Raw genomic sequence first — 19,059 nt, forward strand, 5'->3', positions numbered from 1 at the left:
AACCCGCTGCAGACCGTGCCGCTGACCGAGGCCATCCAGGAGCACCGTTTCGACGCGGTGTTCGGCGGCGGCCGCCGCGACGAGGAGAAGGCCCGCGCCAAGGAGCGGGTGTTCAGCCTGCGTGACGAGTTCTCGCAGTGGGACCCGCGCCGTCAGCGGCCCGAGCTGTGGCAGCTCTACAACGGCCGCCACGCCCCCGGTGAGCACGTGCGGGTCTTCCCGCTCTCCAACTGGACCGAGCTGGACGTGTGGCAGTACATCCAGCGCGAGAGGATCGAACTCCCCGAGATCTACTTCGCGCACGAGCGTGAGGTGTTCAAGCGCTCCGGCATGTGGCTGACCGCCGGCGAGTGGGGCGGGCCCAAGGACACCGAGACGCCGGAGAAGCGGCTGGTCCGCTACCGCACCGTCGGCGACATGTCCTGCACCGGCGCCGTCGACTCCGACGCCACCACACTCGAAGCCGTGATCACCGAGATCGCCGCCTCCCGCCTCACCGAGCGCGGCGCCACCCGGGCCGACGACAAGATGTCGGAAGCCGCGATGGAAGACCGCAAGCGCGAAGGGTACTTCTAGAGATGACCACCCCCACCGAGCAGCTGGCCGAGCAGGTCTCGGCCACCACCCTGCTGCGCTTCGCCACCGCCGGGTCCGTCGACGACGGCAAGTCCACCCTCGTGGGCCGTCTCCTGCACGACTCCAAGTCGGTCCTCGCCGACCAGCTGGAGGCCGTGGAGCATGCCTCCCGCAGCCGCGGCCAGGAGACCCCCGACCTGGCGCTGCTCACCGACGGCCTGCGGGCCGAGCGCGAGCAGGGCATCACCATCGACGTGGCCTACCGCTACTTCGCCACGCCCCGGCGCCGCTTCATCCTCGCCGACACCCCCGGCCACGTGCAGTACACCCGCAACATGGTCACCGGCGCCTCCACCGCCGAGCTCGCCGTCGTCCTCGTCGACGCCCGCAACGGCGTCGTCGAGCAGACCCGCCGGCACGCCGCGGTCGCCGCCCTGCTCCGCGTCCCGCACGTCGTCCTCGCGGTGAACAAGATGGACCTCGTCGACTACGCGGAGCCCGTCTTCGCGAAGATCGCCGAGGAGTTCACCGCGTACGCCGCCTCGCTCGGCGTCCCGGAGATCACCGCGATCCCGATCTCGGCGCTCGCCGGCGACAACGTCGTGGACGTCTCGGCGAACATGGACTGGTACGCGGGCCCCACCGTCCTCGAACACCTCGAAACCGTGCCCGTCAGCCACGACCTGGCCACCTGCCACGCCCGGCTGCCCGTCCAGTACGTGATCCGGCCGCAGACCGCCGAGCACCCCGACTACCGCGGCTACGCCGGACAGATCGCCGCCGGAGCCTTCCGCGTCGGCGAGTCCGTCACCGTCCTGCCCTCCGGCCGCACCTCGAAGGTCTCCGGCATCGACCTGCTGGGCGAGCCGGTGGACGTGGCCTGGACGCCGCAGTCGGTCACGCTGCTGCTGGAGGACGACATCGACGTCTCCCGCGGCGACCTCATCGTGCCGACCGACGACGCCCCTCCGACCACGCAGGACGTCGAGGCGACCGTCTGCCACGTCGCGGACCAGCCGCTCACGGTCGGCCAGCGGGTACTGCTCAAGCACACCACCCGCACGGTGAAGGCGATCGTCAAGGAGATCCCCTCGCGGCTCACCCTCGACGACCTCTCCCAGCACCCGGCCCCCGGCCGGCTCGTCGCCAACGACATCGGCCGCGTCAAGGTGCGCACCGCCGAGCCGCTGGCGCTCGACTCGTACGCCCATTCGCGCCGCACCGGGTCGTTCCTGCTCATCGATCCCGCCGACGGCACGACGCTCGCCGCGGGCATGGCGGGCGACGCCTTCGCCGCCGAGACCGCCGCCGACGAGCAGTCCGCCGACGACGCGGCGTGGGACTTCTGATGACCGACGTCTTCTCGACCTTCGCCAAGGAGGGCGGCCGCGTGGGCAGCGGGGCTCTCGGCGCGGGCACGGGCGGGGTGGCGCGATGTGCGCGATGACCGGAGTACCGGGGGCGCTGCGCGAGCGCGCCTCCGGCGTCCCGCACCGCCGAAGACCTGACTGCCCGCCGACGACCCGGCCGCGTCCGACATGACGTAGGACCGGGCCTACGAGAGGAAGACCTCCCGTGCCAGCCACCCGTAGCTTCCTGGGCCGCGGCCTCGCCGCCGCAGCCGCCCTGCCGCTCCTCGCCGTGGTCCTCACGGCCTGCGGCTACGGCTCCCAGGCCGCGAAGGCCCCGGTCGCCCACGCGGCCAAGGGCCCGAAGGTCGGTGGTCTGGACACCGTACGGATCGGGTACTTCCCCAACCTCACCCACGCCACGGCCCTCGTGGGCGACCGGGAAGGCATCCTCCAGCGGGAGCTGGGCGGGACCAAGGTGTCGGCCGCGAGCTTCAACGCCGGACCCTCGGAGATCGAGGCCCTGAACGCGGGCTCGATCGACATCGCGTTCATCGGTCCCTCCCCCGCCGTCAACGCCCATGTGAAGTCCGAGGGCAAGAGCCTGCGGATCATCGGCGGTTCCGCGTCCGGTGGCGTGAGGCTCGTCGTGAACCCGCAGAAGATCAAGTCCCTGGCCGACGTCAGGGGCAAGAGGATCGCCACCCCGCAGCTCGGCAACACCCAGGACGTGGCGTTCCTCAACTGGGCCGCGGAGCAGGGGTGGAAGGTCGACCCCCAAAGCGGCAAGGGCGACGTCTCTGTGGTCCGGATGCAGCCCAAGGTGACGCCGGGCGCCTATCGGTCAGGAGCTGTCGACGGGGCCTGGATGCCGGAGCCCGCCGCCTCCAGGCTGGTGGCCGCGGGAGCGAAGGTGCTGCTCGACGAGGCGGACCTGTGGCCGGACGGGAAGTTCGTGATCACGAACATCGTCGTGTCGCAGAAGTTCCTGAAGGAGCACCCGGCCGTCGTCGAGGCGGTGCTGCGCGGCACGGTGAGGACCAACGAGTGGATCAACGCCAACCCCGGCAAGGCCAGGGCCTCGGCCAACGCCAAGCTCGAGGAGCTGACCGGCAAGCCGCTGCCGCCGGAGGTGATCGAGCCGGCCTGGAAGTCCCTCCGGTTCACCGACGACCCGCTGGCGGCGACGCTCGGGACCCAGGCGGACCACGCGGTGCGGGCGGGCCTGCTCGAGCAGCCGGACCTCGCCGGGATCTACGACCTGAAGCCACTGAACAAGGTCCTCGGTGCCGAAGGCGCACCCGAGCTCTCCGACGCCGGACTCGGCGTCAAGTAATCCGTAGCAGCCGAGTTCCCCAGGAGGTGACGACCATGGCCACTGCCATCGCCAAGGCCGAGGACCGCGTAAGTGCCGAGCAGGCGTACGCGGCCCGTATCGGGCATGTCTCCAAGTCCTTCAACGGGCCCGCCGGGCCGCAGCTCGTGCTGGACGACATCACGCTCGATGTCGCGCCGGGCGAGTTCGTCACCCTGCTGGGGGCCTCCGGCTGCGGCAAGTCGACGCTGCTGAACCTGGTCGCGGGGCTCGACCGGCCGACCGCGGGGTCCATCGAGACGCCCGGCGGTCGGCCCGCCCTGATGTTCCAGGAGCACGCCCTGTTCCCGTGGCTGACCGCGGGCAAGAACATCGAACTGGCACTCAGGCTGCGGGGCGTACCCAAGGGCGTGCGGCGCGGCGAGGCGGAGCGGCTGCTGGAGCTGGTGCGGCTCGGCGGCGCGTACCGCAAGCGGGTGCACGAGCTGTCGGGCGGGATGCGGCAGCGGGTCGCCATGGCCCGCGCGCTGGCGCAGGACAGTCAGCTGCTGCTCATGGACGAGCCGTTCGCGGCGCTCGACGCCATCACCCGGGACGTGCTGCACGACGAGCTGACCCGGATCTGGCGGGAGACGAACGTCTCCGTCCTGTTCGTCACGCACAACGTCCGTGAGGCGGTGCGGCTCGCGCAGCGGGTGGTGCTGCTGTCGTCACGGCCGGGGCGGGTGGCCCGTGAGTGGACCGTCGACATCGAGCAGCCGCGGCGTATCGAGGACACCGAGGTGGCGGAGCTGTCCGTCGAGATCACCGAAGAACTGCGTGGGGAGATCCGCCGACATGGCCAGCACTGACACGACCCCGGCCGCCACCGGGAAGGGCGCGGGCAAGGCCGACGACCTGGCGGGTCTGGAGGCGGGGCTCGACGCGCTGGACGCGGTGCAGGTGAGCCGCACGCCGGTGCGCGAGGTACTGCTGAAGAAGGTGCTGCCGCCGCTCACGGCCGTGGCACTGGTACTCCTCGCCTGGCAGCTGCTGGTGTGGGCGGAGGTCACCGAGGACTACAAACTGCCCGCACCGTCCGCGGTGTGGGACAGCGTGTCCGGCATGTGGCTGCAGGGCACGCTGTTCGAGGTCATCTGGACCAGCGTCTCCCGCGGTCTGCTCGGCTTCCTGCTGGCCCTCGCCATCGGCACCCCGCTCGGACTGCTGGTGGCCCGGGTGAAGTTCGTCCGTGCCGCGATCGGACCGATCCTCTCCGGTCTGCAGTCGCTGCCGTCCGTCGCCTGGGTACCGCCGGCCGTGATCTGGCTCGGACTGAACGACAAGATGATGTTCGCCGTGATCCTGCTGGGCGCGGTCCCCTCGATCGCGAACGGCCTGGTGTCCGGCGTCGACCAGGTGCCGCCGCTGTTCCTGCGGGCCGGCCGCACGCTGGGCGCCACCGGCCTGCGGGGCGCCTGGCACATCGTGCTGCCGGCGGCGCTGCCCGGCTATGTGGCGGGGCTGAAGCAGGGCTGGGCGTTCTCGTGGCGTTCGCTGATGGCCGCGGAGATCATCGCCTCCTCGCCCGACCTGGGCCTCGGCCTCGGCCAGTTGCTGGAGAACGGCCGCAACAACGCCGACATGCCCGGGGTGTTCCTCGCCATCCTCCTGATCCTGATCGTCGGCATCGCGATCGACCTGCTGATCTTCAGTCCACTGGAGCGGTGGGTGCTGCGCAGCCGCGGTCTGCTCGTGCGGAGCTGAGTCGATGACGCACAGCCCGGTCCTCCTCGTCGTAGCGCACGGCAGCCGCGACCCGCGGCACGCCGCGACCGTCCACGCCCTGGCCCGCCATGTGCGGTCGCTGCGTCCGGGGATGCGCGTCGAGACCGCGTTCCTCGACTTCAACGTCCCCTCGGTGCCGCGGGTCCTCGGACGGCTCGCGGCCGACGGCGTACGGGACGTGGTGGCGCTTCCGCTGCTGCTGACCCGCGCCTTCCACGCCAAGGCGGACATCCCGGCCGTGCTGCGACAGGCGCCTCGGGTGCTGCGGATCCGGCAGGCCGAGGTTCTCGGCCCGTCGCCGCTGCTGCTCGCCGCGGTCGAGCGGCGACTGTACGAGGCGGGCCTCACGCCCGCGGACAAGAGCTCGACGGGCCTGGTACTGGCCGCCGCGGGCTCCACAGACCCGGAGGCGATCGCAGTGATCGCCCAGACAGCGCGGGAGCTGCGGCACACCGGTTGGTGCGCCGTGCGGCCTGCGTTCGCCTCCGCATCCCTTCCGCGTACCGAGGACGCCGTCCGCGCCCTGCGCACCGACGGCTTCTCACGCGTCGCCGTGGCCCCGTACGTGATCGCCCCGGGCCGCCTCCCCGACCGCATCACGGAGGGCGCCGGCGAGGCGGACGTCGTGGCGAGCGTGCTCGGCGCCTCGCCGGAGTTGGCACGGCTCCTGCTGTGCCGCTACGACGAGGCGCGGGCGGAACACCTCCTGGCGGCCGGCGCGTAACGACCCGGGCCGGAGTTGCGCCCGAGTCCGCAGGCGCCGGTTCGAAGGACGTCGCGGCATCGGCACCGCGAAGGCCGGGCGAAGCCGTCTTGCGGGCGGCACTCCCGACCGCGGCCAGACCGGCGCGCCGGTCGCCTCGGTGACGCGGAACTCCTGGGGCCGGTGCCTGGCCGCAGGAAGTCGCCCGGTGAGTCCAGCGGTACCGAACGCCTTGCGATGCGGGCGTGCTCGGGGACGCTTTCGGGTGGACGGAAAGCCGGGTTCAGTCGAAGGCCAGGCTGCCGGTGCGGGCACGTGGTGGCGCGGCGGGTGTCCGTGGTGGTCATGGTCACGACCCTAGTCGGCAAGTGGCATGCCCTTCTGGGCCATTCACGAGCGGGCCTGCTGGTCCACTTCCGTTTCAGTCGCGGGTCATCTCGACGAGTTTGACGACGGTGTTCCAGTTGCGGCTGGTGGCGACGGCCCCCTTGACCACAGCGGGCCGGGAGAGTGCGACGGCGAGCTTCGAGCGGCCGAGGCCGTCCGGCGCGTACAGGTACAGGGCGCGGTCGCCGAGCCGGAACTCCTCCGGCAGATGGGCCGCCGCGTCGACGGACGCGAACCGGTCGGCGGTGACGGGCTCGGAGAAGTACGTGACGTGCAGTTGCCTGGCCTCGAGCGAGGACGCGGGGAAGGGGCAGGCTTCGGCGACGGCGCGCAGATACTCCGCGTCGCGCACCAGAGTGTCGACGCGGAAGCCGAACGCCTCCTCGATCGCCTGCTCCAGTTCGGCGGCGAGGACGTTCGCGTCCTTCTCGTCGCTGCTGAACACCGCGTTGCCGCTCTGCAGGTAGGTGGCGACGTCCGCGTGGCCCAGAGCGCCGAGGACGGCGCGGAGTTCCGCCATGGGGACCTTCTTGCCGCCGCCGACGTTGATCCCTCGCAGGAGTGCCGCGTACTTCGTCGTCATGCCCGAACGATAGGCGGTCACCTCGCCATACGGGCATCGCCTTCCAAGTCGGGCGGGACCTCCAGCGCTCTTGGCTGCAAAGGGCTTCGATTCCTTGCATCGGGGATGCGCACCGCCTTGAAGAGGGAGCGGCCGCAGCCCGAGTCGCCGTACGGCAGGACGAGACGGCCGGAATACACCCATGGCTTCGAAGCAGGCGAAGGGGCCGTTCGCGGACACCGCGCACACACGCCCCATCTGCGGACCACGCCTACGCGCGCGCGTGCACGCAACTCGCTCGCGTCCGCGCACGTTCCGGAACCGGGACGACCGTTACCGCCCCCTTCCCGTGGCCGGGCTCCGCCCGCGCGCGCCCCCGCAACCCCGCACCCCCGCGCCTCGATCGCCGGCTGGGCCGGGTATGCGGCACGCGCGGCGGTCGGGGGCACGGCTGAAGGCCGTGCGGGTCCGGGGCTTGCCCGGGTCCGGGGAGGGCCGGGTCCGGGGCTTGCCCGGGTCCGGGGAGGGCCGGGTCCGGGGCTTGCCCGGGTCCGGGGAGGGCCGGGCAGGGGAACGGCCCCGGCTACGCCGCCTTGCGCAACTCCGCCTCGATCAGGTCCGCGGCTCGCCCCGTGCCCCCCTCGCCGGACATCCCCGCCCGGATGGACGCCAGGCGTTCCCTCACCGCCGGGTCATCAGCGACGGACAGCACCGCCTCGCGCAGTACCTCCGCCGGCGCGTCCGTGTCGACGCGTCGTGCCACCCCGAGCCCCACGAGCATGTCCGCGTTGCCGAACTGGTCGACCGCCTGCGGCACGGCCACCATGGGGGTGGCGGTGGCCAGGCCCTCCTGGCTGCCGCCCGCGCCCGCGTGGGTGATGAACGCGTCGGCCTGCTCGAGGATCGCCAACTGCGGCACCCAGGAACGCACTTCGATGTTGCCGGGCAGCGGGCCCAGCTCGGACTCCGCCACGTACCTCCCGATCTGGAGGACCACGTGCCAGCCGGGCAGGTCCCCGAATGCCTTCACGCACTCCCGGTAGAAGCCGGGCTGCCTGGTGTACGTGGAGCCCAGCGACACGAGCAGCACCCTCTCGGCGTCCGCCGGCCGCTGCCACTGCCCCTGGCTCGCCCGGTCACCCTGGCACGCTCCCACGAAGGAGTGGACCGACTCGTCCACCCGGTCGGCGTGGGGCTGCAGGGCCCTGGGGATGAGGACGATGCTGCGGCGGGGCCGCCCGACGAACCGGTCGGGGTGCGTCGTGATTCCGTTCTCCGCGAGCCAGTCGGCGAAGCGGGCGTAGTACGCCTTGCCGCGCTCGGATGCCTTGAGCTCGGCCGTCATCGGCTCGGCGACCTCTTCCTCGTAGCCCTCCCAGGCGACGAGATTGGGCGAGAGGGAGACGGCGGGGACGCCCCAGCGGTGGGCGAGAACCACCGCAGGGTAGGAGGTGATGTCGTGGACGACGAGGTCCGGCTCGTCGCCCTTGAACGCCTCTGCGAGCTGAGGCAGCACCTGCACGGCGTCATTGAGGAACGGCTCTATGTTGTCGATCAGTTCCGTGCCCCAGGCTTCGGGCTCGCCCTCTGTGGGCAGTGTCGACTTGTAGACGACCGGCTCCGCGCCCGTCTCGGCGATCCGATCGACGAACGACTCGGGGATCGCGTAGCTGACGCGGTGTCCGCGGGCGACGAGCTCGCGGATCACCTCGAGGCTCGGGTTCACATGCCCCGTGGCCGCGATGGAGAACACGGCGATGTGGGCACGCTGCGGGTTAGTCATGAGCCGAGGATAGGCGAGACGAGACGTCTCGTGTAATCAGTCGCACCACATCAGTCACATCAGTCATACGACTCACATGACTCATCGATTCGAAAGTTTCGAAACCTGCTCACCTCTCATAGGCCGAACGCACTTCGCCGGGACCACCTGCGTGGATGCGAAACTCTGTCGGGTTCACAACGGTGCCGGGAGTAGGCGATGGACGAGACACGCGCACGCGAAGTGCTGGCGGCGGCCGGTTTCCCGAGGGGAGCGGCGCTGCTGGCGCTCGGCGAGAACGCCGTGTTCGGGACGGACGGGGTGGTGGTGAAGGTCGGCAGGGACGCCGGCCTGCTGGCGCGTGCGGAGCGGGAACTGGCGGTCGCCGGCTGGCTGGAGGCCGTCGGCGTGCCTGCGGTACGGGCCGCCGGGACCGGTGCCCGGCTGGTCGACGGCCACCCGGTGACCGTGTGGCACCGGCTGCCGGATGCCGTACGCCCGGCGCTGCCCGCCGACCTGGCGCAGCTGCTGCGTCTTGTCCACGCTCTCGCCCCTCCTTCCTTCGGCCTGCCCCGCCGGGAACTGCTCGGCGGCGTCGAACGCTGGCTGCGGCTTGCCGGCGACGCGATCGACCCTGCCGACGCCGACTATCTGCGAGCCCGCCGCGACGGTTTCGCGACGGCTGCCGCCGACCTCACTCCGCACCTCCCGCCGGGTCCGATCCACGGGGATGCGCTCCCCCGCAACGTGCACGTGGGCCCGGACGGCCCCGTCCTGGTCGACCTGGAGACCGTCTCGTCGGATCTGCGCGAGCACGATCTGGTGGTCATGGCCCTCTCCCGGGACCGCTACGGCCTCGGTCCTCAGTCGTACGACACGTTCGCCGACACCTACGGCTGGGACGTGCGCGAGTGGGACGGCTGCGCGGTCCTGCGCGGCGCCCGCGAGACGGCCGGCTGCGCGTGGGTCGCCCAGCACGCGCCGTCCAACCCCGGGGCGCTTGCCGAATTCCGCCGCAGAGTGGCCTCGCTGCGCGACGACGACCCCGAGGTCCGCTGGTACCCCTTCTGACCACCGGCCCCGACCCCCGCCCGACGCACGAGCCGCGGGCCCGCGCCGGCAGCGACCACGCCCGGGGCGGCAGGAGTACCGCGCAGGTGTCGCCGGACAGCGGCGCCCCGGGCGTCGGTGCCCGCCGGCGGGCCGTGCCGGACGCTCCCGGTCCCGAGCCGCTTCTCAGCCCGCGACGGGTGCCAGTTCCCGCATCGGCCAGGACGTGTCGACGACCGCGTCCGCGGTGCCCTTGCGGCGCAGGAAGCTCTGGAAGTCCGCCGCCCACCGGGCGTACCACTCCACCTGCCGGTCGTGCAGCTCCGCCACGGCGAGGGAGGCCACCATGGCGTGCCGCTCGGCTATCGCGCAGGCCACCAGGACCGCGGCGCGGGCGTCCGCGTCGGCGTGGTGGGCACTGGCGAGCACCACGCCGTACTCGACGCAGACCGCTTCCAGGGTGCGCTTGCCCTTGCGGTAGCGGTCGACAGCCCGGTCGATCGTGTACGGGTCGATGACGGGACCGACCGGCCGGCCGTCCAGCCGCTCCGTCAGCGAGGGCAGGCCGTGCCGCTGCAACTCGGCCGCCAGCAGCGTCAGGTCGAAGGCCGCGTTGTACGCCACGACCGGGACGCCCTGCCGCCAGTGCCCGCACAGAGTGTCGGCGATCTCGTCGGCCACCTCGCGCGGGGGCCGGCCCTCCGCCGACGCCCGCTCGTTGCTGATGCCGTGGATGGCCGCGGCCTGCGCCGGGATGCTTATCCCCGGATCCGCCATCCACCCGTGGCTCCGCACCGGCTCACCCGCGCGCAGTTCGACGACGGCGGCCGTCACGATGCGTGCGTCGAGCGGATCGGTCCCCGTCGTCTCCAGATCGAAGCCGACCAGCAGCTCGCGGTGCCAGGACATGATGCCCCCTTCTTGGTGGTGCGGTGGTGCTTCCCCCAGTTGACGACCACTCTCGCACGCGCCACTGACAGCGGGTTCGGGGGCGGACACCGCAGGGACACCCAGGGGACTCAGGACACTGGGCGCGAATCGGTCCAGACCGACTCGAACTCCTCGCGATATGTCTGGAAAAGCCCTGTCTCGCCGTCCTGCCCCGCCCGCACCACGGAGCGCCCGCCGCCCCGCAGCACCAGCACGGGCGCCTCCATGCCGCGGGCCCGGCGGAGATAGGACTGGATGACGGCGAGGCCGTCGGGGCCGTCGCCGTCCACGAGGTAGGCGGTGAAGCGGGGGGTCTCGTCGAAGACCTGGATCTCGAAGGCACCCGGGTCGCGCAGCCGGGATCTGACACGGCGCATATGGAGGATGTTCATCTCCACGGTGCGGCTCAACTCACCCTTTTTGAGGCCGAGTTCCCGCTCACGGCGCTTGACGGCGCTGCTCGCCGGATTCAGGAAGAGCAGCCGGACCCGGCATCCCGACTCGGCGAGGCGGACGAGCCTGCGGCCGGAGAAGTTCTGGACCAACAGGTTCAGTCCTATGCCGATCGCGTCGAGGCGCCGGGCGCCACCGAAGAGGTCTTCGGCGGGCAGCTGGCGCTGCAGCCTGACGCGGTCGGGGTGGACGGACACGACGTCCGCGTACCGGTCGCCGACCAGGTCCTCCACCGCGTCGACACGGAGCCGGCCGGCCGAGGGGACGCCGGCGCCGTTGCCGAGTATCTCCAGCAGACGTGACGAGGCCCGCTCGGCCTGGGCGAGCACCGCCTCGTTGAGGGCGCGGTTGCGGGAGACCACGTTCCTGGCGACCTCGAGTTCGTCCAGTGCCAGCTCCACGTCCCGCCGGTCGTCGAAGTACGGCTCGAAGCAGGGCCAGTGCTGGACCATCAGCTCGCGCAGCTGCGGCAGCGTCAGGAAGGAGAGGACGTTGTCGTCCGCCGGGTCCAGCAGATAGCCCTTGCGGCGGGAGACCTCCCGTACCGCGACGGCCCGCTGCACCCACTCCTGGCCGGCCGGTCCCGCGGCGGCGACCACCCAGTCGTCGCCGTGCACCGGCTCGTAGACCGGGCGGAGCACGGCGGCCACGACCGCCCGCAGCCGCTGTTCGACCAGATTCAGCCAGATGTAGGCGCGGCCGGCCCGCTGGGCGCGCGTACGCACCTCGCTCCAGGCGTCCGCGCCCCAGTCCAGCTCCGCCCCTATCTCCATCGGCCGCGCGAGCGAGACCGCTCCTGGCGGGACCTCGGTGGAGTCTCCTCCCTCGTGACCCGTGTCACCGGGGGGTAGCTCCAGCCCTCCCGAGCTCACCCGCGCACCGCCTTCTTCCGCGTATCTGACGCCCGTCTCCAACGATCAAGGAAGGGTACTCCGGCTGCGGGAGGCGATGCACCAGGATCGTTCGGGGAATCTATCCAACTCGCCTGATGATGCGCTCCGTTCCGACGGCAGCCGCCTTTCCGGAGTGAGGGGATTCATAGCATTGACGGCGTCTCGGGCCCTCGGATCCGGACACGGTGCCGGCGTCGCGCACCCGGCGCTCCGCGCCGATCCGTGCACCCGCGCGGTCGGCTCCGGCGCAGTCACCCGGTAGGACGGCGCGAAGTGCTAGGAGGTCGCACCAATTTGGGGGAGGATCTTGTCCGAGTAGCTCCCATTACCCGGATCAGAATGGAAGAGTCGAATCTATGCAGGTCTGGCCGGGACAGGCGTACCCCCTCGGCGCCACGTACGACGGCGCCGGCACCAACTTCGCGGTGCATTCGGAGGCCGCACACCGGATCGAGCTGTGTCTGCTCCACGACGACGGCTCGGAGACAGCGGTGGAGCTGCGCGAGACCGACGCGTTCGTGCGGCACGCCTATCTGCCGGGCGTCATGCCCGGCCAGCGCTACGGCTTCCGAGTCCACGGCCCGTACGAGCCCGCCCGCGGGCAGCGCTGCAATTCCGCGAAGCTGCTGCTCGACCCGTACGCACGTGCGATCAGTGGCTCGATCGAGTGGAACGAGTCGGTCTACGGCTACCACTTCGGCAGACCGGACTCCCGTAACGACCTGGACTCCGCACCGCACACCATGACGTCGGTGGTCGTCAACCCCTACTTCGACTGGGGCGACGACCGGTTGCCGCGCACCGACTACCACCGCACGGTGATCTACGAGGCCCATGTGAAGGGCCTGACCATGCTCCACCCGGAACTGCCGCCCGAGCTCCGCGGCACCTACGCCGGGCTGGCCCACCCCGCCGTCATCTCCCATCTGACGGAACTGGGGGTCACCGCCCTCGAACTGATGCCGGTTCACCAATTCGTCAACGACCACCGGCTGGTCGACGCGGGTCTGAACAACTACTGGGGCTACAACACCATCGGCTTCTTCGCACCACACAACTCCTACGCCTCCTGGGGCGACCGCGGCGAGCAGGTGCTCGAGTTCAAGCAGGCGGTGCGGGCCCTGCACCAGGCGGGCATCGAGGTCATCCTCGACGTGGTCTACAACCACACCGCGGAGGGGAACCACCTCGGCCCCACCCTCTCCTTCCGCGGCCTGGACAACGAGTCGTACTACCGGCTCACCGAGGACCGCCGGTACTACATGGACACCACCGGCACCGGGAACTCCCTCCTGATGCGCAGCCCCCACGTGCTCCAGCTGATCATGGACTCGCTGCGCTACTGGGTGACCGAGATGCACGTCGACGGATTCCGCTTCGACCTCGCCGCGACGCTCGCCCGCCAGTTCCACGAGGTGGACCGGCTGTCGTCCTTCTTCGACCTGGTGCAACAGGACCCGGTGGTCAGCCAGGTCAAGCTGATCGCGGAGCCGTGGGACGTGGGTGAGGGCGGCTACCAGGTGGGCAACTTCCCGCCGCTGTGGACCGAGTGGAACGGGAAGTACCGCGACTGCGTACGGGACCTGTGGCGGGGCGAGCCGCGCACCCTCGCCGAGTTCGCGTCCCGGCTGACCGGCTCCTCCGACCTGTACCAGGACGACGGCCGCCGCCCGCTGGCCTCGATCAACTTCACCACCTGCCACGACGGCTTCACCCTGCACGACCTCGTCTCCTACAACGACAAGCACAACGAGGCCAACGGCGAGAACAACCGCGACGGCGAGAGCCACAACCGCTCGTGGAACTGCGGCGCGGAGGGCGACACCGACGACGAGGGCGTGCTGGAGCTGCGCGAGCGCCAGATGCGCAACTTCATCGCGACGCTGATGCTCTCGCAGGGCGTGCCGATGCTCAGCCACGGCGACGAGTTCGGCCGTACCCAGGGCGGCAACAACAACGCGTACTGCCAGGACAACGAGATCGCCTGGGTGCACTGGCCCGACCCCGACGACGACGAGGAGGGTTCGCTCCTGGCGTTCACCAAGACGATGGTGTGGCTGCGGCGCGACCACCCCGTCTTCAGGCGGCGGCGGTTCTTCCACGGCCGACCGGTGGAAGGGACGCACGACGAGCTGACGGACATCGCCTGGTTCACCCCCCAGGGTGACGAGATGGTCGCCAGGGACTGGCAGGCCGCGCACGCCAAGGCGCTGTCGGTCTTCCTCAACGGGCACGCGATCTCCGAGCCGGGACCTCGGGGTGAGCGCATCTCGGACGACTCGTTCCTGCTCATGTTCAACGCGAGCGCGCTGGAGCTGGAGTTCACCGTTCCGGTGAGTCACGGCGAGGAGTGGCAGGTGGTCGTGGACACGGCCTGCAAGGAAGGCGTCCCGCCGGGCCGGGGTCCGATGGTGTCGGCCGGGGACGAGCTGCGGCTGGTGGGCCGCAGCATGACGGTGCTGCGACGTCCCGCATAGCACCCGCCCGTCGAGGGCAGCCGACTTCTCGTGGGCCGACCGGACGGCGGCCGACCCGACGCCGGCCACCCCGACGGCGGGACCGCGGCAGACCCGACGACAGCCGGCTTGTCGGCAGCGACCGGACGGCTGCCGACACGATGACAGCCGACGTGACCGAAGCCGAACGGCGCGGGCTCCTGGCGGTCGGCTCGATGCACATCGGGCCGTCCCCCGCCAGGGGGCACAGCCGCACGTGCCCCCGGTTCACCCGATCGGCGGATGCCACCCCGGGGCCGGGCGCAGGAACCTCACCGGCCGGGTACGTATGTTCGCATGACGCCCACCTCCACATACCGGCTCCAGCTCCAGCCCGGCTTCCCCTTCGCGGCCGCAGCCGCCGCCGTGCCGCACACAGCCGCGCTCGGCGTCTCCCATCTGCATCTGTCACCGGTGCTCGAGGCGGTCCCCGGTTCGACGCACGGCTACGACGTGGTGGACCACGGCCGCGTCCGCGAGGAGCTCGGCGGCGAGGACGGACTTCGGGAGCTGTCCCGTACGGCCCGGGAACACGGCATGGGGCTGGTGCTCGACATCGTCCCCAACCACATGGCCGCGGTACCGCGCCACAACCGCGCCCTGTGGGAGGTGCTGCGCGAGGGGCCGCACTCGCCGTACGCCCGCTGGTTCGACATCGACTGGGAGGCCGGCGACGGGAAGATCCTCATGCCGGTACTCGCCGGACGCGTCGGCGACGAGACGGACACGATGCATGTCGAGGGAGACGTCCTGCACTACGGCGAGCAGCGCTTCCCCCTGCGCGGCTCGACAGCGGGCCTGCCGATGGCCGAGCTGCTGGACGCCCAGTGGTACCGCCTCTGCTGGTGGCGGCTGGCCCGCACCGAACTGAACTACCGCCGGTTCTTCACCGTCTCCGAGCTGATAGGTCTGCGCGTCGAGGACCCCGAGGTCTTCGACGCGACCCACGCCAAGATTCTCGAGCTGATACGGGACGGAGTCGTCGAGGGCCTGCGGGTGGACCACCCGGACGGGGTGGCCGACCCCGAGGGCTATCTGCGCCGGCTCGACGAGGCGACCGGCGGGGACTGCTGGATCGTCGTGGAGAAGATCCTCACCGGTGAGGAGCCGCTGCCGGACGGCTGGCCCGTCGCCGGCACCACCGGGTACGACGCTCTGCACCGAATCGACGGCCTGTTCACCGACCCCGCCGGAGCGGCGGAACTCGACGCCGACCACCGTCGGTTCACCGAGGCGGCGGAGGAGCTGGGCGGCCGCTGGGAGGAGACGCGGCGGCACGCCGCGTACGAGGTGGTGACCCGCGAACTGGCCGCGGAGAGGACAGCACTCGTCCGGCTCGCAGAGCGGGTCTGCGCCGCCGACCCGCGGCTGCGCGACCATGCGCCGTGGGCGCTGCGGGCCGCCCTGCGGGAACTGCTGGTCCGCGTCCCCGTCTACCGCCCCTACCGGGCGTGCGACGAGACGGCGCTGCCCGAGGAGGCCGCACGCCGGGCGAAGGAGACCTTCACTGTGCCCGCCGAGTCGGCCGCCGTCGACGTGGTCCGTGACCTGGCGCTCGGACGGCTCGGCACCGGGCCGGACCACGAGGCGTTCCGCGTCCGCTTCGCCCAGACCGCGTCCGCGCTGCGCGCCAAGTCCGTGGAGGACAAGGCGTTCTACCGGTACGCGCCGCTGATCGCCGCCAACGAGGTCGGCGGCGAGCCGGGCGAACCGGCCGTCACCCCGGAGGCGTTCCACGCGTACTGCGCCCGGCTCGCACGCGACTGGCCCCTGACGGGAACCGTACTGACCACGCACGACACCAAACGCAGCGCGGACGTGCGGGCACGGATCGCGGTGCTCTCCGAATGCCCGGAGCGCTGGGCGGCCTTCCTCTCGGAGATCACCGAGGAGGCGGAGAACGTGCCCGGCGGCACCGCGCCCGACCCACAGGTCGCGTGGACCGTCTGGCAGACGGCGGTCGGCTTCGGCCCGGCGGACGCGGGACGGCTGGACACCGCGCTTCTCAAGGCCGTACGGGAGGCGGGGCTGCGCACGAGCTGGACCGAGCCGGACGCGGCGTACGAGAAGGCGGTGTCGGCGTTCGTCGACGCCGGTCCGGCGGGGCCGCCGCAGCACTCGGTGGCGCGGTTCGCCCACGAACTGGCCCCGTACGCGCGGGCCAACGTGCTCGGCGCGACGCTGCTCCAGCTGACGATGCCGGGGGTGCCGGACGTGTACCAGGGCTGTGAGCGGGAGTTCCTGGCGCTGGTCGACCCGGACAACCGGCGGCCGGTCTCCTTCGCCGCAGCCCCCGCGGAGGGGCTGAGTGCGGAGAAGGAGGCGCTGACCAGCGCCGCGCTACGGCTACGCCGTGCGGCGCCGGAGCTGTTCGGCGCGGCCGCCCCGTACACGCCGCTCGCGGTGTCCGGCCCGGCGGCCGGCCACTGCGTGGCCTTCTGCCGCTCCGGGGAGGTCGTCACGGCCGTGACGCGGTTGTCGCTGCGGCTGGAACGCGGGGGCGGCTGGCGCGACACGGAACTGCGGCTGCCGACGGGCCGGTGGGCGGACGCGCTGTCCCCGGGGCGGGAGTTCGACGGGGGTCGCGTGCGGGTGGCGGAGCTGTTCGCACGAAGGCCGGTGGCGCTGCTGGTGCGGGCCGGGAGGGCGTGAGGGGGGCGCTGAGGGGGGCGCTGAGCGGGGCGCGAGCCATCCCCGCCCCTTCCCGAACCGGGCAGGCCCCGGCCCCGTGCCGCGCGGTCCGGGTTCCGCCCCGTGCCCCCTGCCCGGCCCCGGTACCGCGCTTCGCGCGATGGCCTCGGACACCGGCCGGGCTGGTGTGCCGACACGCGGCGCGCTCCGCGCGCGGTTTCGGGGCGGATGGAGCCGGGTTCGGGGCGCGTGACCGAACCCGGTGACGTCAGCGGGCGGTGAGGCGGAAGTTCATGCTGCCGAAGCCGACCATGTCGCCGTCGGCGACGACGATCGAGCCCGTCACCCTGCGGCCGTTGACCGTCGTGCCGTTGGTCGAGCCGAGGTCGCGCAGCACCCACAGCCGACCGTGGTGGCTCAGCTCGGCGTGCGTACGGGAGACGGTGTCGTGGCTGAGCCGCAGGCCGTTGGCCGGGTCGCGGCCGATGCGGAGGGGGTGCGGCCCGGGCTCGGGCAGGAGCAGCGGCGGCAGCTTCTCCGCCTGCCAGGCCCTGCGCAGGCGCACCGAGAAGGCGGACATCCGGCCGACGGCGCCGTAGACCCGGCGCGTCCAGCGGCCCTCGCCGACCAGGTCGGCGGTGAGCGCCGCCAGCTCCTCCGAGCGGCGTGCGGCGAGGACCAGTTCCATCCGGTGCACAAAGGTCTCGTGCGAGAGTTTGCCCTGGGCCGCGCCCTCTTTCAGCACGTCGAGGACACGCTCGCGCTCGGCGTCGGACAGCCGCGCGGGATACGTGTTGAACTCGTAGGGGGACGTCACGCTCCAGATTGTCGGGCCGAATGGGGCGGGGTGTCCAGACGGGGCGGCTCCGTCGCCTGCACTGACCTGCACGGAAGCATGGATTCCGCCCCACTTGGCCCCGACTGGAGGGCCGCCCGCCGTGGCGGCCCCTGGGTCGAAACGGCGATGGACGACCCGCGGTCCGGCCGTCTGGTGTGAGCACCACGCCCGAGACGACGGAAGGAGGCGAGCGCCGTGTACACCACACCGTTCCCGCGCTCCCGCCCCGTCCGCCCGGCGTCCGCAGTCTGACCGGGAGCGCACCACACGTTTCCTCCCGGAGGACATCCTCATGACCGATCTGGTCATCCGCGCGCTCGACGCGAGCGACGCGCACCTTTTCGACTCTCTGCCCGACCCGCTCGGCGTGGGCCGCGCCCTGGCCCGTACCACACACCGCCCCGACTGGAAGCGGGTGGCGCTGCGCGACGACAGGGTCGTCGCCCGGGCCGCCTGGTGGGGCGGCCCCGACGACGAGGCTCCCGTCAACGTCAACTGGTTCGACGTCGCCGAGGGCGAGGAGGACGCGGGCGCCCAGCTGCTGCGCACCTCTCCCTTCCAGGTCGAGTACGAGCTGATCCTGCCCGCCGGCCGGCGGGAGGACCCCCGCGCCCTGGCGGCGGGTGAGGCCCGTGTGCGGGCGGCGAAGGCGGCCGGTATGGAAGTGCTGGTCGAGCGCTACCAGTACCGGTGGACGCCCGACCGCGGGCTGCCCGAGCGGCCGGGACGGCTGGTGTTCCGGCCGGAGCCCGACGATGCCGTCTTCTTCGACGCGCTGCGCCGCATCCACTCCGTGACCCTGGACGCGCACGTGCTCCGGGCCGTCGCCGAGGGTGGTCTCGACCAGGCCGCCCAGGAGGAGCTGGACTTCTTCAACTGGTGCCCGTCGCCGCGCGGCTGGTGGCAGGTCGCCCACACGCCGGACGGTGAGCTGGTCGGCATCCACATCCCGGCGCACAACCCGTCGGGCCCGTGCGTCGGCTTCATCGGTGTCGTCCCGGAGCAGCGCGGCCGGGGGTACGCGTACGACCTGCTGGCGGAGTGCACGCACCATCTGGCCGAGCAGGGCGCCGAGTTCATCGCGGGCGCCACCGACCAGGGGAACTTCCCCATGGCCGCGAACTTCGCCAAGGCCGGTCACCCGGTCGTCCAGGAGCGCGTCCACTTCCTGCCGCCGTCACGGCACTGACGCGTCACGGCACCGGCCCCGTCGCGGGACCGGCCCGGCCCGGCCACGGAACTGGCCCGATCGCGGCACTGGCCAAGCCTCGGCACCGGCCCGGCCACGGGACTGGCCAAGTCACGGCACCGGCCCGGTGGCGGCACTGACCAAGCGACGGCGCTGAAG

At 71.8% G+C, this 19,059-nt stretch carries 15 protein-coding genes; 10 read left to right on the top strand and 5 right to left on the bottom strand.

Annotated elements, in window-relative coordinates:
• The 6 genes from cysD to AB0903_RS25320 all read left to right on the top strand — a co-directional run.
• On the top strand, window positions 1–576 hold a 576-nt coding region (cysD, locus tag AB0903_RS25295), incomplete at its 5' end, for a sulfate adenylyltransferase subunit CysD (protein ID WP_366706462.1).
• Window positions 577–578: 2 nt separating this feature from the next.
• Window positions 579–1,925: a GTP-binding protein gene (locus tag AB0903_RS25300; protein ID WP_366706464.1), complete on the top strand. Its 1,347-nt coding sequence runs from the start codon at window positions 579–581 to the stop codon at window positions 1,923–1,925.
• A gap of 226 nt (window positions 1,926–2,151) precedes the next feature.
• Entirely contained in the window at window positions 2,152–3,261 is a 1,110-nt protein-coding gene (locus AB0903_RS25305) for an aliphatic sulfonate ABC transporter substrate-binding protein (protein ID WP_366706466.1), read from the top strand.
• 35 nt (window positions 3,262–3,296) lie between these two features.
• Window positions 3,297–4,091, top strand: a complete 795-nt coding sequence (locus AB0903_RS25310; RefSeq protein ID WP_366706468.1) for an ABC transporter ATP-binding protein — start codon at window positions 3,297–3,299, stop codon at window positions 4,089–4,091.
• Entirely contained in the window at window positions 4,078–4,986 is a 909-nt protein-coding gene (locus AB0903_RS25315; protein WP_366706470.1) for an ABC transporter permease, read from the top strand. The genes AB0903_RS25310 and AB0903_RS25315 overlap by 14 nt, the downstream gene beginning before the upstream one ends.
• 4 nt (window positions 4,987–4,990) lie before the next feature.
• The gene (locus AB0903_RS25320) at window positions 4,991–5,731 is read left to right on the top strand and encodes a sirohydrochlorin chelatase (RefSeq protein WP_366706472.1); all 741 of its coding nucleotides are present in this window, start codon (window positions 4,991–4,993) and stop codon (window positions 5,729–5,731) included.
• A 400-nt stretch (window positions 5,732–6,131) separates the two neighbouring features.
• Here the strand turns inward: AB0903_RS25320 and AB0903_RS25325 are convergent, their stop codons facing one another.
• Window positions 6,132–6,680, bottom strand: a complete 549-nt coding sequence (locus tag AB0903_RS25325; RefSeq protein WP_366706474.1) for a DUF1697 domain-containing protein — start codon at window positions 6,678–6,680, stop codon at window positions 6,132–6,134.
• Window positions 6,681–7,242: 562 nt separating this feature from the next.
• Complete coding sequence (gene mgt, locus AB0903_RS25330) at window positions 7,243–8,442, bottom strand: macrolide-inactivating glycosyltransferase (RefSeq protein ID WP_366706476.1); 1,200 nt, start codon at window positions 8,440–8,442, stop codon at window positions 7,243–7,245.
• Window positions 8,443–8,640: 198 nt separating this feature from the next.
• Here mgt and AB0903_RS25335 point away from each other — a divergent pair, with 198 nt between their 5' ends.
• Complete coding sequence (locus tag AB0903_RS25335) at window positions 8,641–9,492, top strand: aminoglycoside phosphotransferase family protein (protein ID WP_366706478.1); 852 nt, start codon at window positions 8,641–8,643, stop codon at window positions 9,490–9,492.
• A gap of 165 nt (window positions 9,493–9,657) precedes the next feature.
• Here the strand turns inward: AB0903_RS25335 and AB0903_RS25340 are convergent, their stop codons facing one another.
• Both AB0903_RS25340 and AB0903_RS25345 read right to left on the bottom strand, forming a co-directional pair.
• On the bottom strand, window positions 9,658–10,380 hold the full coding sequence (locus tag AB0903_RS25340) for a 3'-5' exonuclease (protein WP_366706480.1): 723 nt from the start codon (window positions 10,378–10,380) through the stop codon (window positions 9,658–9,660).
• 110 nt (window positions 10,381–10,490) lie between these two features.
• On the bottom strand, window positions 10,491–11,726 hold the full coding sequence (locus tag AB0903_RS25345) for an SAV2148 family HEPN domain-containing protein (RefSeq protein WP_366706482.1): 1,236 nt from the start codon (window positions 11,724–11,726) through the stop codon (window positions 10,491–10,493).
• A 377-nt stretch (window positions 11,727–12,103) separates the two neighbouring features.
• Here AB0903_RS25345 and glgX point away from each other — a divergent pair, with 377 nt between their 5' ends.
• Together glgX and treY are read left to right on the top strand one after the other, a co-directional pair.
• Window positions 12,104–14,224, top strand: a complete 2,121-nt coding sequence (gene glgX, locus AB0903_RS25350) for a glycogen debranching protein GlgX (protein ID WP_366706484.1) — start codon at window positions 12,104–12,106, stop codon at window positions 14,222–14,224.
• Window positions 14,225–14,539: 315 nt separating this feature from the next.
• A complete protein-coding gene (gene treY / locus AB0903_RS25355; protein ID WP_366706486.1) occupies window positions 14,540–16,894 on the top strand; it encodes a malto-oligosyltrehalose synthase in 2,355 nt (784 codons plus the stop codon).
• A 247-nt stretch (window positions 16,895–17,141) separates the two neighbouring features.
• On the opposite strand, the gene AB0903_RS25360 is transcribed toward treY, so the two are convergent.
• Complete coding sequence (locus tag AB0903_RS25360) at window positions 17,142–17,690, bottom strand: DUF1707 and FHA domain-containing protein (protein WP_366706488.1); 549 nt, start codon at window positions 17,688–17,690, stop codon at window positions 17,142–17,144.
• 313 nt (window positions 17,691–18,003) lie between these two features.
• On the opposite strand from AB0903_RS25360, the gene AB0903_RS25365 reads away from it, so the two are divergent.
• Window positions 18,004–18,900 carry a GNAT family N-acetyltransferase gene (locus AB0903_RS25365; protein ID WP_366706490.1) on the top strand — a complete coding sequence of 299 codons (897 nt, stop codon included), beginning with the start codon at window positions 18,004–18,006 and terminating at the stop codon, window positions 18,898–18,900.
• Window positions 18,901–19,059: the final 159 nt, after the last annotated feature.

Origin of the sequence: Streptomyces sp. NPDC048389 (assembly GCF_040706335.1) — a bacterium.
In the GTDB taxonomy this organism is placed as follows: Bacteria; Actinomycetota; Actinomycetes; order Streptomycetales; family Streptomycetaceae; genus Streptomyces.